Raw genomic sequence first — 14,326 nt, 5'->3', positions numbered from 1 at the left:
GCGTCGTCCCCCCTCCCCCCCCACCACGAAAGTATTGGACTAAACGCGCATGTCCTGAAGGCCCCCTTTGAGACGTTGAACGTCTCAAAGGGGGCCTTCAGGACATCCGCCACCTCGCCAGCCCCGAAAGTAAGCGCGACCGGCACGCAGCCCCCACCGCTCCCACGGGGGCCTCAGCGGGTCGCGAGCAACTCGATCCAGCATTGGGTGAAGTCGCCGTCGCCGGAGCGCGCCCATGACCACGCGGAGCGGGCCGCCGACGCGAGCTGGTCGCGATCCGGGGTCGTCGCGGTTTCCAGTGCCGTCACCAACCTCGCCTCGACGTCGGCCGCCAGTGCCCGGTACGTCGTGTCCGCGCGGTAGCGGGTTTTCGTTCGCACGTCGGCGAAACCCGCGGCCGCGACCGCGGCGGCGATCGAGCGTCCGGCGAACGGATCGCCACCCGCACGGCGGCACAACAAATAGTGGCCGCGGAGGGCGGCGTCCACATTCGCCGTCTTCGGCCGGAGACGTGCCCGGCTCCAGTCCGATGTGGACAGTGCGAGCGAGCCGCCGGGACGAAGGATCCGGCGGAACTCGGCCAGTGCGGCACCCGGCTGCTTCAGCTGCTCGAAGACGGCGTGCGCGAAGATCACGTCCACCGAAGCGTCGGCGAACGGCAAGGCGCGGGCATCCGCTCGCAAAAAGTCCACTGTGGACCCTCGGTGTCCGTCGCCGATACCGAGGGTGATCGAACTCGGTCCGCAGCCGACGTCGACAACCCACATTCCCGGCCCGAACAGCGGTTGCGCGAATACGGCATGTCCGACCGTCTGACGCGCAGATCGCGCGGACATCGCGTCTCGCGCGTTTCCCTCCAGCACCCCGCACACAGTACGGCTCCGGAGTGGCAGGATCGAGGGGTGAGCACGCAGCCAGGCAACAAATATCCGTCCGCGGCGGTCCCGGACCGCCTGTTCGACGACGCCGAAGCCGAGGCCAGGTGGCGGGCCCGCTTCCACGCGCCCCGGATCTCGGTCCCCGAGTGGGCCATCGACGCTCCGGACGCATGCGTCTATGTCTCCAACGCCAGCGGCGTCTGGGAGGTCTACTCCTGGGACCGCTCGACCGGCGAGCACCGCCGCGTCACCGACCGGCCCAACGGCACCATGCACGCGACCCCGTCCCCCGACGGCCGCTGGATCTGGTGGTTCGACGACACCGACGGCGACGAGTTCGGCTCGTGGGTCCGTGAACCGTTCGCCGCGGGCACCGCCGCCGAGCGTGCCGTCCCGGACGTCCACGACGGCTACTCCGCCGGGCTCGAAATCGGCACCCGCGTGATCGCGGTCGGCGTCTCGACCGACGACGGCAGCGAACTCTTCGCCCATATCGACGGCAAGACCACCAGCTTCTACCGCCATGACGACGACGCGGGAATCGCGTCGCTCTCCCGAGACGAGTCCCTGCTCGTGATCTCCCATTCCGAGCACGGTGATTCGCGACACCCCGCACTGCGCGTCCTGTCGACCGACGGTTTCACCACGGTCGCCGACAAGTGGGACGGCGAAGGCAAGGGCCTCGGCGCCTTGGAGTTCTCGCCGGTCGCGGGTGACCAGCGGCTGCTGGTGCTGCACGAACGGCGCGGCCGCGAGGAACTGCTGATCTGGGACGTCGCCGCGGGCACCGAGCGGGAGATCGAACTCGACCTGCCGGGCGAAGTGGTCGCCGGCTGGTACCCGGACGCGCACGCGTTGCTGGTCGTGCACTTCCACCAGGGCCGCAGTTCCCTGCACCGTTACGACCTCGCAAGCGGCGGTCTATCCTCTTTGGACACTCCGCCGGGCCGGATCGGCGGCGCCGGGGTGCGCCCCGACGGCACCGTCGAGTACTCGTGGTCCAGTGCGGCGCAGCCGACGGCGGTACGCGCGCGGACCGCGGACGGCACCGACTCCGTGCTCCTCGAACCGCCGGGTGACCGGGCACCCGGATCCGCACCGGTCACCGACGCGTTCGTCGACGGGATCGGCGGCCGGATCCACGCGCTGGTGTCCCGGCCAGCCGACGCGCCCGAAGGCCCGCTGCCGACGGTCTTCTCCTTGCACGGCGGACCGCATTCGGCCGACGAAGACCGGTTCTCCGCCTATCGCGCCGTCTGGCTCGACGCCGGTTTCGCCGTCGTCGAGGTCAACTACCGCGGCTCGACCGGCTACGGCTCGGCCTGGCGTGACGCCATCGAAGGCCGCCCCGGCCTGACCGAACTCGAAGACGTCGCCGCCGTGCACGACTGGGCTGTCCAAAGTGGACTCGCCGATCCGGCGAAATGCGTGGTGAACGGCGCTTCGTGGGGTGGCTACCTGTCCCTGCTCGCACTGGGCACCCAGCCCGCACGCTGGGCGGCCGGGATCGGCGGGGTGCCCGTCGCGGACTACGTCGCCGCGTACGAGGACGAGATGGAACAGCTCCGCTCGTTCGACCGGGCCTTGTTCGGCGGGTCGCCGGAGACCGTTCCGGCGGTGTACCAGGAATGCTCGCCGATCACCTACGTCGAGGCCGTGACGGCGCCGGTGCTGGTGCTCGCCGGGGACAACGACCCGCGGTGCCCGATCCGCCAGGTCGAGAACTACCTCGACAGGCTCGCGAAGCGGGATCTCCCGTTCGAGTTCTACCGCTACGACGCGGGCCACGGTTCGCTGGTGATCGCCGAGACCATCAGGCAGACGTCGATCGAGGTGTTCTTCGCGATGCGGGCGGTCGGGCTCCGCTGACGTGTCATGAAAGGGTCTTTCAGGACAAGAAATGTCCTGAAAGACCCTTTCATGACATCCGGTGCGGGGGTCAGCGCTCCGAGAAGAGAGTCCCGCCGGAAGCCCAGTGTTCGGCGGGAATCTCGTTGATGGTCACCCAGACACCCTCGGCGTTGCCGCCGCAGGTGCGGACGAAGGCGTCGGTCACCTCGCGGACGAGGGCCTGCTTTTGCTCGGCCGTGCGGCCGGGGAACATCGAAACACTGATCATCGGCATGAACCGAACTCTAAAGGCCCCGGTCGTGCTTCCGCAGGCGGTCGACGGCGTAGGCGTCACCCTCGAAGGTGAGCTTGGCGGCGTCGCGGCCGAAGACGAACAGCAGCAGTTCGATCGGCGCGCCGATCACGATCACCGTGTCCGGGCCCTCCTTCACCTGCGCTTCGCGGCCTTCGGGAGTCTTCAGGATCACGCCGACCGGCGCTTTCCGCAGGTTCAGCTTCGACGCCTGCTTGGCCGACTTCCACGCCGCCGCGTCCCGTGCGGACTCGGCGGGACGCGGCTCCCAGCCGGGCTTCCCTCGGCGGACGTCCTCGTGGTGCACCAGGAACTCCGCGCTGTTGGTCAACTCGTCGAGCGCGCCGATCGACGTCGGCCAGAACCAGGCCGGGCCGGAGCGGACCTTCCCGACGACCTCGGACCACGGCCGCGCGGCGTAGGAGCCCTGCACCCGCTGCGTGTATGGCGCCAGCACGGGCACCAGGATCCCGGGCGCCGCGTCCGGCCGCCGCTCGCGAACCAGCAGATGCGCCGCGAGATCCCGCGTCTTCCAGCCCGTGCACAGGGTCGGCGCGTCCGGGCCGACCTCTTCGAAAAGCTCGCTCAACGCACGACGTTCGTCTCCGGCGACTCCCATACCCCCCGACGTTACGCGCCGGTAGGGCCCCGGGAAATCCGGCGTGACGCAGGGCACCCGGCTCAGTGATGGAACGCGGCCCGCGGTCGCGGGTGGTGATCGAGCTCGGGCAGCAGCCGCCGCAGGTCGGCGAGCAGCAGATCCGCGAGGTCGTGGGTGAAACCGTTGCGCACCACGATCCTCAGTACCGCGAGATCGGTCCGGTGCTCCGGAAACGTGTACGCCGGGACAAGCCAGCCACGCTCGCGAAGCCGCCGAGACACGTCGAAGACGTCGAAACCCTCGACGTCGGCCTTCGTCGTGAAGGCGAACACGGGCAACTGATCGCCGCGAGTCAGCAGTTCGAACGGGCCGAGTCCAGCGATCCCGTCGGCCAGGTGGGTCGCCACATCACGCGAAGCCTGCTGCACGGCGCGGAAGCCTTCGCGCCCGAGCCGGACGAACGTGTAGTACTGCGCGGCCACCTCGGCACCGGGACGCGAGAAGTTCAGCGCGAAAGTCGGCATGTCGCCACCGAGGTAGTTGACGTTGAAGACGAGTTCCTCCGGCAACGCCGCCTTGTCGCGCCACACCACCCAGCCGACGCCGGGATAGACCAGCCCGTACTTGTGCCCGGAGGTGTTGATCGACGCGACCCTCGGCAGCCGGAAGTCCCAGACCAGCTCCGGATCGAGGAACGGCGCGATCATCGCGCCCGAAGCGCCGTCGACGTGCACGGGAATGTCCCAGCCGGACCGTTCCTGTAGCCCGTCGAGTGCGGTGGCGATCTCGGCGACCGGCTCGTAACTGCCGTCGAAAGTGGACCCGAGGATCGCGACGACGCCGATCGTGTTCTCGTCGCACCGGGCGATCGCCTCGTCCGCGGTGAGGTGGAAGCGGTCACCGTCCATCGGGACCAGCCGCGGCTCGACCTCCCAGTACTCGCAGAACTTCTCCCAGCAGACCTGGACGTTCGCGCCCATCACCAGATTCGGCTTCCCAGTGCGCCCCAGTTTCGACCAGCGGCGCTTCAGCGCCATCCCGGCGAGCATGCAGGCTTCGGACGAACCGGTGGTGGAACAGCCCATGATCCCGGTGGGATCGGGTGCGTGCCACAGATCGGCGAGGATGTTCACGCAGCGGCGCTCGAGTTCGGCGGTCTGCGGATACTCGTCCTTGTCGATCATGTTCTTGTCGACGCATTCGGCCATCAGCTCGCGGGCCTGCGGCTCCATCCACGTCGTGACGAACGTGGCGAGGTTCAGGCGAGCGTTACCGTCGAGCATCAGCTCGTCGCGCACGAGCTGGAGTGCCGTGTCGGGCGGCAGTGGTTCCTCGGCGAGGCTGTCGTGCGGAAGCCGGATGCTCGCGGCGAGCGCGGGGTACATGCCGGCGTGCAGCGGGTTGGCCCCGCCCTTGCGGTCCGGATCGGTCAGTTTTCCCTTGTGCAGCACCATGCCCCGAATCTATCCGCGGTCGTGGTCCTGGGCATCTCGTCGTGACCCTCAAGTGTCAGGAAAGGGTCTTTCAGGACGAAAAACGTCCTGAAAGACCCTTTCCTGACATCTGCGAGACAAAGCGGGTCAGGCCTGCTGCGCCTGCCACATCCAGTGCGCCTTCTCGAGTTCCTGGGTGATCGCGATGAGGAGGTCCTGGGTCACCAGGTCGCTCTTGTCGGTCTCGTCGATGCGCTTGCGCAGGCGCTCGATCAACGCCGCGAGAATGTCGACGATCGCGGCGACCGTGGACTCGACGGATTGCCAGTTGTCGGGATACTCCGGCAGGCCGGAGCTCTCCACGACGACCTTCGCCTTGCCGTTCGGCGAGACGCCGATGGCGTTGGCGCGCTCGGCCACCTCATCGACGTACTGGCGTGCGGTGTCGACCAGCTCGTCGAGCTGGAGGTGCGCGCTGCGGAAGTTCGCGCCGACGACGTTCCAGTGGGCCTGCTTCGCGATCAGCGACAGGTCCACGAGGTCGACCAGCGTGGCCTGCAAGGCGTTACCGGTGATCTCCTTGTCGGCTTCGCTCAGCGGACTCTTGATCGGGGACTTGCCCATTTTTCGGTCTTCCCTTCAGAAATTTGCCGGTACGGATGGACCTGCCGCGTGCGAATCAGACCGTCGCGGACAGCGCGACCTCGATGTTCCCGCGGGTCGCGTTCGAGTAGGGGCACACCTGGTGCGCCTGCTCGACGAGCTGGTCGGCCTGTGCCTGCTCCAGACCGGGCAGCGAAACCTTGAGTGCCACGGCGAGGCCGAAACCCTCGCCTTGCTTGAGCACGCTGACCTCGGCGGAGACGGTCGAGCCGTCCAGCTTCACCTTGGCCTGGCGCGCGACGAGCTGCAACGCGGAGTGGAAACAGGCGGAGTAGCCGGCGGCGAAGAGCTGCTCGGGGTTGGTCTTGTCGCCACCCGGTCCGCCCATCTCCTTCGGGATCGCCAGCGATTCGTCGATGACGCCGTCCGAGGACGTGACCTCACCGTTGCGGCCGTCGCCGCGAGCGGTGGCCACGGCGGTGTACAGAGCTTCAGCCATTCTTCGCCTACCTCCTGGTCATAAGACATGCCCCGGTGGGCGTCTCACTGATGACAACGTCTCGAATTTACGAAACCTTGCCACCCCATGGCAGGCATCACGCCGGGGAATACCCGGCAGATGGCTGAGGCAAACGACTAGCGTGCCGCCCTGGTGAGCGCGAATTCGGCGACCTGGCTCCCGATTAGGCGGAGGGTGCGGACGGAGCGGTCGTCGGAGGCGCCACCCGCCTCATCGAATTTCGTCTCCGCGGTGTTGATGGAACCACCCAGTGGGGTGGCCCAGCCACGCAGCGCGTGCGTGATCGTCCGCAGCTGCTCCAGTGTGGTGACGGCCGCCTGCCAGCCGAACGCGACGGCGGCGAGACCGACCGCGCGGCCGTCGAGGTACGGGCGGGTGTCGTCTCGCAGGTCCTCGACGTAGTCCAGGGCGTTCTTGACCAGACCGGACAGCGCGCCGTGGTAGCCGGGCGAGACCACGATGAGCCCGTCGGCGCGGCGGATCGCTTCGACCAGCCGCACGGCCAGTTCGTGCCGCTCTCCCAACGCGGTGTCGTAGAACGGCAGGACCAGCTCCGGTCCGGCGATCAGTTCGGTGGTGACCCCGGCTTCGGCCGCGCCGTCCAGCGCGATGCGCAGCGCGCGCTCGGATTGCGAGCCCTCCCGCAGGGAGCCGCCGATACCGAGGATATGAACCGCGTTCGTCGAAGTCACGCCTTCGAGGCTAACCCCTCTACTTAAGTGGAGGACCACGATCTGGAACGGTCGCCTGCGTCACACCCGTTCGCCGCAAAGGCCTCGTCACCGCTGGACGGGCTACCTACTCGCAAGTAACCTGGCGGGAAGCCCTCAGGAGGAAGTATGGCGATACCGCTCCAGATCCGTGTCGAGGCCGCGTTTTCGCAGCTCGCGTTCTGGCTCCCGAGGCCGGTCAGAAGGGCCATCGCCGGACCGCCGCTCCGGCTGGACGGGCAGGAACTCGCACTGGACGCCCAGCTGCTGCTGCGGTTGCAGAAGCTGGCGAAGGCGTCACTGGTGCACGGAACCGTCGAGGAATCGCGGAGCCTGCTCCTGGCGAGCAGGCACCTGGTCAGCGGGAAGATCGTCGAACCGGTCACCACCAGGGAGCTGCTCATACCGACGGGTGACGGCGACGTCCCCGCCACGCTCTACACCCCGGCAGGGTTACCGGATCCGTCCGGGCTGCTGGTGTTCTTCCACGGCGGCGGCTGGGTCGTCGGCAGCCGGGCCTCTCATGACAACACTGTTCGCTACCTGGCGAAACAGGCCGGTGTGCGGGTTCTTTCGGTGGAGTACCGGCTCGCGCCGGAAACGCAGTTCCCCGGTGCGACCGAGGACGCGATCGCGGCGTTCGAGTACGCCTACGCGAAGGCGCGGGACCTGGGCGCCGACCCGGCACGCATCGCCGTCGGCGGCGACAGCGCGGGCGGCAACCTCGCGGCGGTGACCGCGCAGCAGGCGGTGAAACGCGGCGGCGGGGTCCCGGCGTTCCAGCTGTTGTTCTACCCGGCGACCGATTTCACCGTGCGCCGCCGTTCACGGGAATTGTTCGCCGAGGATTTGTTCCTGACCGACTCGGATATGACCTGGTTCGAAGGACATTACGTGCCGAAGGGCACCGAGCTGTACAACCCGAAACTGTCCCCGCTGCACGGCGACGTTTCCGGATTGCCGCCCGCGTATATCGCGACGGCCGGTTTCGACCCGCTGCGTGACGAGGGCGAGGCTTACGGGGAGAAATTGCGGAAAGCCGGTGTCCCGGTGGCGCTCAGCCGCCAGCCGGATCTGATCCACGGGTACATCAACTTCCTCGGTGTCGGACAGCGGTTCCGTGAGGCGACCGCCGAAGCGGCGGGTGCGCTGCGACTCGGGCTGGCGCCGAGGTAACGGCCAGAACCCGGGTGCGGAGAAATGTCCACACCCGGGTCCCGGCCCCCATTGCGGTGGCCCGCCGCCCTGCACGGCGGAGCCAGACGACACTCCAGGTCTAGGGCATGGGCAGCGGCGGGACAGGGAGTCCGCCGAGCAGGCCGGCGAGAATGCCGGTCACGGCCGTGAGCAGGGCTTTCACCAGGTCACTGACGGACTTCAGCGGTCCGGGCAGGTCCGGAAGCGACGGGATCGGCACCGGCAGCGGCGGCAGCTGACGCGCCTTGGCCGTCGGGTCGGCCAGCAGCCTGCTGGACTCGTCGGAGCGCCCCTTCGCCAGGTCGCCGAGCTTCTGCGTTTCGGTCTGGATCTGGTAGCGCTTGCCTGCGGCGATGTCGCCGAGGACGGGGCTCAGCTTGTCCAAGTCCGCCCGCGTCTTCGAGACGTCACCGGCGTAGGCCGCCTTGGTGAGCCCATCTCGCATCTCCAGCACCTGCGCGGCGAGTGCCTGCGTGTTCGACGAACCCTTTCCACCATCGGTGCTAGCCGTCGCGGCGCCGGCTGAGGCCACCACCAACAGACTGCCTGCGGCGACCGCGGCAATCGTCCGGGCAATATTGCTTTTCATTCCCTTACCTCCTGGCTCTGGGACCTGACGAGGTAAAGCGATACCCGCCGTATCGGCCGAACACCACCCGATCACCGCTTGGAACAATTTCCCACACTTACGTGCCGGATTCATTGCCGGTGAAGACCAGCGCAAGTGATTAACGCCGAAATCTTGTGCGACCCCCTGAAGACCATCATGATCGATCCATTTTATGACCACCGGTGACCCGATCGACACGACCGTGCGTTCCGTTCACCCACAACGGTGTAAACGGTGATCGTTTCGCTTCATCACTCTGTGGGACAGGCGTGTCGCACTGCTCCACTCGTGTTGTCCCCCACGCACGCCACGCCACCTTCTGGCTTCACCTGCGAGTGGGGACATGGAACGACCCGGTGCGCGGGGGATGACGCGCACCGGGTCGTTCCCGTGGTGGGAGCAGCCTCTTCGAAAAGAGGTCTTCTTACTTGCGGAAAGCCTCCGCGACCTTGTCGCCGAGGTCCTTGTCGACGTTGCGCCAGTACTCGAAGACGCGCTCCAGCACCGGCTGGGAGACGTCGTTCGAAGCGTGGCCGATGATGTTGTTCGCGAGCCGCTCACGCTGCTCGTCGTCCATCACGTCGCGTACCAGGGTGCCGGGCTGGCCGTAGTCGTCGTCCTCCGCGTGGAGCTTGTACGCCGACCGGATGACCTCGTCCTCGACGCCGAAGCTCGACGCGGTCTCGGAGGCGATCTCCGCGCTGGCGTGCGGGCCGCCGTAGGAGTTCGGCGCGTACACCGGGTCGCCCGGGTTGTTGAAGCGCATCGCGCCGTCACGCGAATAGCTGTTCACCGGGGACTTCGGCGCGTTGACCGGCAGCTGGGCGTAGTTCGCGCCAATCCGGTAGCGGTGCGCGTCCGGGTAGGCGAACAGGCGGCCTTGCAGCATCTTGTCCGGCGACGGGCCGATGCCCGGCACCAGGTTGGACGGTTCGAACGCGGCCTGCTCGATCTCCGCGAAGTAGTTCGCCGGGTTGCGGTCGAGCACCAAGCGGCCGACCTTGATCAGCGGGTAGTCGCCCTGCGGCCACACCTTGGTCAGGTCGAACGGGTTGAACCGGTAGTCCGCGGCGTCGGCGTAGGGCATCACCTGGACGTGCAGTGTCCAGCTGGGGTGGTTGCCCCGCTCGATGTTCTTGAACAGGTCGCGGATGTAGTAGTCGCCGTCCTCGCCCGCGATACGGTCCGCGTCGGCCTGGGGCAGGTAGCCGATGCCCTGGTCGGTCTTGAAGTGGTACTTGACCCAGAACTTCTCGCCGCCGGCGTTCTCCCACAGGTAGGTGTGCGAACCGAAGCCGTCCATCTCACGCCAGTTCGACGGGATGCCGCGGTCACCCATCAGCCAGGTGACCTGGTGCGCCGTCTCGGGGCGCAGCGTCCAGAAGTCCCACTGGATGTCGTGGTCACGCAGGTGGTTGTCGGCGCGGCGCTTCTGCGAGTGGATGAAGTCCGGGAACTTGATCGCGTCGCGGATGAAGAACACCGGGGTGTTGTTGCCGACGATGTCGTAGTTGCCTTCGGAGGTGTAGAACTTCACCGCGAAACCGCGCGGGTCGCGCCAGGTGTCGGGCGAACCGTTCTCACCGGCGACCGACGAGAAGCGGGCAAGGCTCTCCGTGCGCACGCCCGGCTGGAACAGGGCGGCCTTCGTGAACTGGCTGACGTCCTCGGTGATTTCGAGGAAGCCGTGCGCGCCGCCGCCCTTGGCGTGGACGACGCGCTCGGGCACGCGCTCGCGGTTGAACTGGGCGTTCTTCTCGATGAGGTAGTGGTCCTGGAGCAGGATCGGGCCGTTGGCGCCCAGCGTCAGCGAGTCGTTGTCGCTCGCCACGGGGATGCCCGCGTTGTTCGTCGTCGGCAAGGTCACGCGGTTGCCTCCTGTTTCGTGGTGGTGGAAGGGTCAGTGCAGTCGGGACAGGTGCCCCAGAAGACGACTTCGGCCTCGTCGATCGTGAAGCCCGCGGTCACCGAGGGCTCCAGACAAGGCGCCGAACCGTGTACGCAGTCCACGTCCTCGGTTCGGCCGCAGTTCCGGCAGACCAGGTGGTGATGGTTGTCCCCGATCCGCGTTTCGAACCGCGCCGGATGGCCGGCGGGTTCGATCCGGCGCACCAGCTTCGCGCCGGTGCACGCTCTCAGCACGTCGTAGACGGCCTGGGTCGACACGGTGCCGAGGACCTCGCGCACCCCGGCTGTCACCTGGTCGGCGGTGGTGTGCGGGTGGTCGGTCAGCCATTCGAGCAAGGCGACCCGCGGCGCGGTGACTCGCAGACCGGCCGCTTTGAGATCGCCCGCACGGGGGCTTCGCTGGTGTTCCATGACCCGTTCACCCTCCCGCGTTTTCTGGAATGAGTCAAGAAAGCCTTTTCGTCCGGGTGACCGAAACCGGTACTGACCAGGTTTTCGCGGCCGAAAGTGGCGTCTGTCATAGTGAAATAAAGTTGCACGCGCGTACCACGCTGCGCTCTCATCGGACGTATGGCCCTCGCTCCGTACCGTCGTGTGTTAGCCGTGCCCGGAGTCCCCAGCTCGATGTTGCTGATGTTCCTGGCCCGGCTCCCGATGACGGCCATGGGCGTGACGATGACGCTGTACGTGGTCAACGACCTCGGCCGTGGCTACGGCGCGGCCGGACTGGTCGGCGCGGCCACCACCCTCGGCAGCGCGTTCGGGGCGCCACTGGTCGGCCGGTACGTCGACCGCTTCGGGCTGCGGCCGGTGGTCGCGACCTGCGGGGCCGCCTCGTCGGCGTTCTGGATCAGCGCGCCCTATCTGCCCTACCAGGTCCTGCTGGTGGTCGCGCTACCCGCGGGTGTGCTCTCGGTGCCGGCCGGCACGCTGGCGCGGCTGGTACTGACCGCACTCGTACCGCTGGAGCAGCGGCGAGCGGCGTACTCGCTGGACACGATCTTCGTGGAGGCGTCGTTCATGATCGGGCCGTCGGCCGGGATCATGGCGATCACGCAACTTCCGGCGGTCTACGCGCTCACCGGCATCGGGATCTGCTTCGCGGTGTCGGCCACGCTGATCTACCGCCAGAACCCGCCGATCCGCGCCGAAGGCGACGCCGAGATGTTCACCGGCGAACGGCCACCGATGCGAAGCTGGCTGGGCGGACGACTGGTGATGGCGATGTTCATCGCGGCAGGCGCGTTGTTCTGCCTGGTCGGCATGGAACTCGCGGCCTTGGCGACCCTGCGTGCGAGTGGCGACATCTCCTGGTCAGGGCTGCTGATCACGATCATGTGCGTCGCGTCCGTCATCGGCGGGGCGATCCACGGCGCGGTGCGGCGGTCGCTTTCGCAGGGCACGCTGATGCTGCTGCTGGCAGTGCTCACGCTGCCGGTCGGCCTGATCGACCATCCGTGGTGGCTGCTGGCGATCGTGTTGTTCCCCAGCAACGTGCTGTGCGCGCCGACGCTCGCGGCCAGCACGGAGACGGCCGGCGCGGCCGCGCCGCCGAGGGTGCGCGGCGAGGCGATGGGGCTGCTGGACGCGGCCGGCAGGATCGGGCTGGCGATCGGGAGCCCGATCATCGGGTTCGTGATCGACCACTCCAGTCCGGGCTGGGGTTTCGTGGCCTCCGCACTGGGGGCGCTGGCGATCGCGTCGATCGGCCTGTTCTGGCGCCGTTCCCGGACGCCCACCCCGGTGCCCGCGCTCGCCTCGGCCCCCTGACGCGATTAGTCCTCTAGTTGCGGTATTTGCGCGTGCATCTACCGCAACTAGAGGACTAATCGCGAGGGTTCGTCAGGCGCAGACCTTGCGCAGGGCGTCGAGCCGGTCGAGGTTGCGCTTGGTCCAGCCCGCGACCTTGCCCGCGTCGTGGATGTTCTCCTTCTGGACCTGCAGGTACGAGTCGGCCATACCGGTCAGCGCACTCGCCACGTCCTGCTCGCCGACGTTCGTCGCCAGCTCGCGGAGACGCTTCTCCTTGTCCGCGGCCCGCTCCTTGATCGTCGCCGGATCCGGGTTGAGGTCGGCGAGGCTGAGCGCCTCGGCGCACGCGCCGACCTTCGTCGCGGCCTTGTTCGTCTGATCGACCGCGTTCGTGACCTCGCTGCAGCCCGCCAGCGCGAGTCCGGCGGCCGCCAGTAGCGCCGCGATTCCCAACCTCTTCATAACGTCCAGGGTAGCGATTTCATGGGCGGTATGTCGGAGTTGACCACCGCCCACACCTCACCCCTTGACGCAAACGACCTGCTTGAGGTGCGCGACCACCTCGACAAGGTCGGTCTGCGCCTTGATCACCGTTTCGATGTCCTTGTACGCGGCCGGGATCTCGTCCACCACACCGGAGTCCTTGCGGCATTCCACGCCGGCGGTCTGCGCGGTGAGGTCTTCGGCGGTGAACAGCTTCTTGGCCTTGTTCCGCGACATCCGGCGGCCCGCGCCATGCGACGCGGACTGGAAGGACGACGCGTTCCCGAGGCCACGCACGATGTACGAACCAGTGCCCATACTGCCCGGGATGATCCCGAGGTCACCCGAACCCGCGCGGATAGCGCCCTTGCGGGTGACCAGCAGTTCGACGTCGTCGTAGGTCTCTTCTGCTACATAATTATGATGGCACGAGATCGCGTCGTCGAACGTCGTCTGCGGGACGACGTCCTTCAGTGCCTGCTTCACGAGTGCGACCATGGTGGCGCGGTTGCGTGCCGCGTAATCCTGTGCCCAGAACAAATCGCGCCGGTACGCCTGCATTTCCGGCGTGCCCGCGACGAACACCGCGAGGTCCGGATCCGGCAGATCCGCGTTGTGCGGCAGCTTTCGTGCGACAGCCATATGGCGTTCCGCGAGTTCCTTGCCGATGTTGCGCGAACCCGAATGCAGCATCAGCCAGACGCGGCCTTCGTCGTCGCCGCCCTGTTCGAGGCAGACCTCGATGAAGTGGTTGCCGCCACCGAGGCTCCCGATCTGGCGGGCCGCGCGGTCGTGCAGGTCCTGGACTCCGCCGTGCAGGTCACCGAAGGACTTCCAGAACGCGTCCCAGCCACCGACACCGTGCACCTTCGCCGGGTTCACCGGCGTCTTGTGCATGCCGAAACCGACTGGGACGGCCGATTCGATCCGGCGGCGCAGCTTCAGCAGGTCGTCGGGCAGATCCGCGGCGGTGAGCGAGGTCCGCACCGCACTCATCCCGCAACCGATGTCGACACCGACGGCGGCCGGGGACACGGCGTCGCGCATCGCGATCACGCTGCCGACGGTCGCACCCTTGCCGTAGTGGACGTCGGGCATGACCGCGACGCCGTGCACCCACGGCAGGTTGGCGACGTTGTGCAGCTGTCGCATGGCTTGGTCCTCGACCGACGTGGGGTCTGCCCACATCCGGATCGGGACTCGTGCGCCTTCGACCGCCGTGTACATGACTTTCCTTTCGTGGAAAACGTTGTGTCGTGGTCGAGCATGCACCGGCCGGACGACCCGGACAAGGCAATTACCGCACTCCACAGTGGACAGTCCACACATGACTACCACGAGTGAGTGATGTTCGTCGCGAAGTCGTCGATCGCGCTGTCGCTGACCGCTGACGCAAGTAGTCCTCTAGTTGCGGTCAGCGTGAGATGCCGTGGGTATCGCGCGTGAAGGCCCCCTTCCCTCGGCTGAACCGAGGGAAGGGGGCCTTCT

15 protein-coding genes are annotated in these 14,326 nt (G+C 67.4%); 3 read left to right on the top strand and 12 right to left on the bottom strand.

Translation table 11 applies throughout. The features are described from left to right. Positions 1 to 173 precede the first annotated feature (173 nt). Positions 174 to 863, bottom strand: a complete 690-nt coding sequence (locus tag AB0M65_RS34855; protein WP_364037621.1) for a methyltransferase domain-containing protein — start codon at positions 861 to 863, stop codon at positions 174 to 176. 39 nt (positions 864 to 902) lie between these two features. Between AB0M65_RS34855 and AB0M65_RS34850 the strand changes: the two genes are divergently transcribed. Next, positions 903 to 2,747, top strand: coding sequence for a prolyl oligopeptidase family serine peptidase (locus tag AB0M65_RS34850; RefSeq protein ID WP_364037618.1), 1,845 nt, complete (start codon positions 903 to 905; stop codon positions 2,745 to 2,747). Positions 2,748 to 2,817: 70 nt separating this feature from the next. Here the strand turns inward: AB0M65_RS34850 and AB0M65_RS34845 are convergent, their stop codons facing one another. From AB0M65_RS34845 to AB0M65_RS34820, 6 genes are all read right to left on the bottom strand, one after another. Further along, positions 2,818 to 3,003, bottom strand: coding sequence for a 2-hydroxymuconate tautomerase (locus tag AB0M65_RS34845; RefSeq protein WP_364037615.1), 186 nt, complete (start codon positions 3,001 to 3,003; stop codon positions 2,818 to 2,820). 10 nt (positions 3,004 to 3,013) lie between these two features. Further along, on the bottom strand, positions 3,014 to 3,640 hold the full coding sequence (locus tag AB0M65_RS34840; protein ID WP_364037612.1) for a TIGR03085 family metal-binding protein: 627 nt from the start codon (positions 3,638 to 3,640) through the stop codon (positions 3,014 to 3,016). 62 nt (positions 3,641 to 3,702) lie between these two features. Next, positions 3,703 to 5,076 carry a glutamate decarboxylase gene (locus tag AB0M65_RS34835; protein WP_364037609.1) on the bottom strand — a complete coding sequence of 458 codons (1,374 nt, stop codon included), beginning with the start codon at positions 5,074 to 5,076 and terminating at the stop codon, positions 3,703 to 3,705. Positions 5,077 to 5,202: 126 nt separating this feature from the next. After that, on the bottom strand, positions 5,203 to 5,679 hold the full coding sequence (gene dps / locus AB0M65_RS34830; protein ID WP_364037606.1) for a DNA starvation/stationary phase protection protein Dps: 477 nt from the start codon (positions 5,677 to 5,679) through the stop codon (positions 5,203 to 5,205). 55 nt (positions 5,680 to 5,734) lie between these two features. Continuing rightward, entirely contained in the window at positions 5,735 to 6,157 is a 423-nt protein-coding gene (locus AB0M65_RS34825) for an organic hydroperoxide resistance protein (protein WP_181775140.1), read from the bottom strand. Positions 6,158 to 6,294: 137 nt separating this feature from the next. Then, positions 6,295 to 6,870: an NAD(P)H-dependent oxidoreductase gene (locus AB0M65_RS34820; protein ID WP_364037604.1), complete on the bottom strand. Its 576-nt coding sequence runs from the start codon at positions 6,868 to 6,870 to the stop codon at positions 6,295 to 6,297. A 147-nt stretch (positions 6,871 to 7,017) separates the two neighbouring features. Here AB0M65_RS34820 and AB0M65_RS34815 point away from each other — a divergent pair, with 147 nt between their 5' ends. Then, positions 7,018 to 8,064, top strand: coding sequence for an alpha/beta hydrolase (locus AB0M65_RS34815; RefSeq protein ID WP_364037602.1), 1,047 nt, complete (start codon positions 7,018 to 7,020; stop codon positions 8,062 to 8,064). 100 nt (positions 8,065 to 8,164) lie between these two features. On the opposite strand, the gene AB0M65_RS34810 is transcribed toward AB0M65_RS34815, so the two are convergent. From AB0M65_RS34810 to AB0M65_RS34800, 3 genes are all read right to left on the bottom strand, one after another. Next, positions 8,165 to 8,674: a hypothetical protein gene (locus AB0M65_RS34810; protein ID WP_364037600.1), complete on the bottom strand. Its 510-nt coding sequence runs from the start codon at positions 8,672 to 8,674 to the stop codon at positions 8,165 to 8,167. Positions 8,675 to 9,119: 445 nt separating this feature from the next. Further along, the gene (locus tag AB0M65_RS34805) at positions 9,120 to 10,562 is read right to left on the bottom strand and encodes a catalase (protein WP_364037598.1); all 1,443 of its coding nucleotides are present in this window, start codon (positions 10,560 to 10,562) and stop codon (positions 9,120 to 9,122) included. Beyond that, on the bottom strand, positions 10,559 to 11,014 hold the full coding sequence (locus AB0M65_RS34800; protein ID WP_364037596.1) for a Fur family transcriptional regulator: 456 nt from the start codon (positions 11,012 to 11,014) through the stop codon (positions 10,559 to 10,561). Before AB0M65_RS34800 ends, AB0M65_RS34805 begins: the two co-directional genes overlap by 4 nt. 213 nt (positions 11,015 to 11,227) lie before the next feature. On the opposite strand from AB0M65_RS34800, the gene AB0M65_RS34795 reads away from it, so the two are divergent. After that, on the top strand, positions 11,228 to 12,373 hold the full coding sequence (locus AB0M65_RS34795) for an MFS transporter (protein ID WP_364037624.1): 1,146 nt from the start codon (positions 11,228 to 11,230) through the stop codon (positions 12,371 to 12,373). Positions 12,374 to 12,445: 72 nt separating this feature from the next. Here the strand turns inward: AB0M65_RS34795 and AB0M65_RS34790 are convergent, their stop codons facing one another. Both AB0M65_RS34790 and AB0M65_RS34785 read right to left on the bottom strand, forming a co-directional pair. Continuing rightward, entirely contained in the window at positions 12,446 to 12,817 is a 372-nt protein-coding gene (locus AB0M65_RS34790; RefSeq protein WP_364037594.1) for a hypothetical protein, read from the bottom strand. A gap of 57 nt (positions 12,818 to 12,874) precedes the next feature. Continuing rightward, on the bottom strand, positions 12,875 to 14,065 hold the full coding sequence (locus AB0M65_RS34785) for an RtcB family protein (RefSeq protein ID WP_364037592.1): 1,191 nt from the start codon (positions 14,063 to 14,065) through the stop codon (positions 12,875 to 12,877). Between the last annotated feature and the right edge of the window lie 261 nt (positions 14,066 to 14,326).

Origin of the sequence: Amycolatopsis sp. NPDC051071, from assembly GCF_040682875.1 — a bacterium.
GTDB lineage: Bacteria > Actinomycetota > Actinomycetes > Mycobacteriales > Pseudonocardiaceae > Amycolatopsis.
This window is presented reverse-complemented; position numbering and strand designations above follow the sequence as displayed.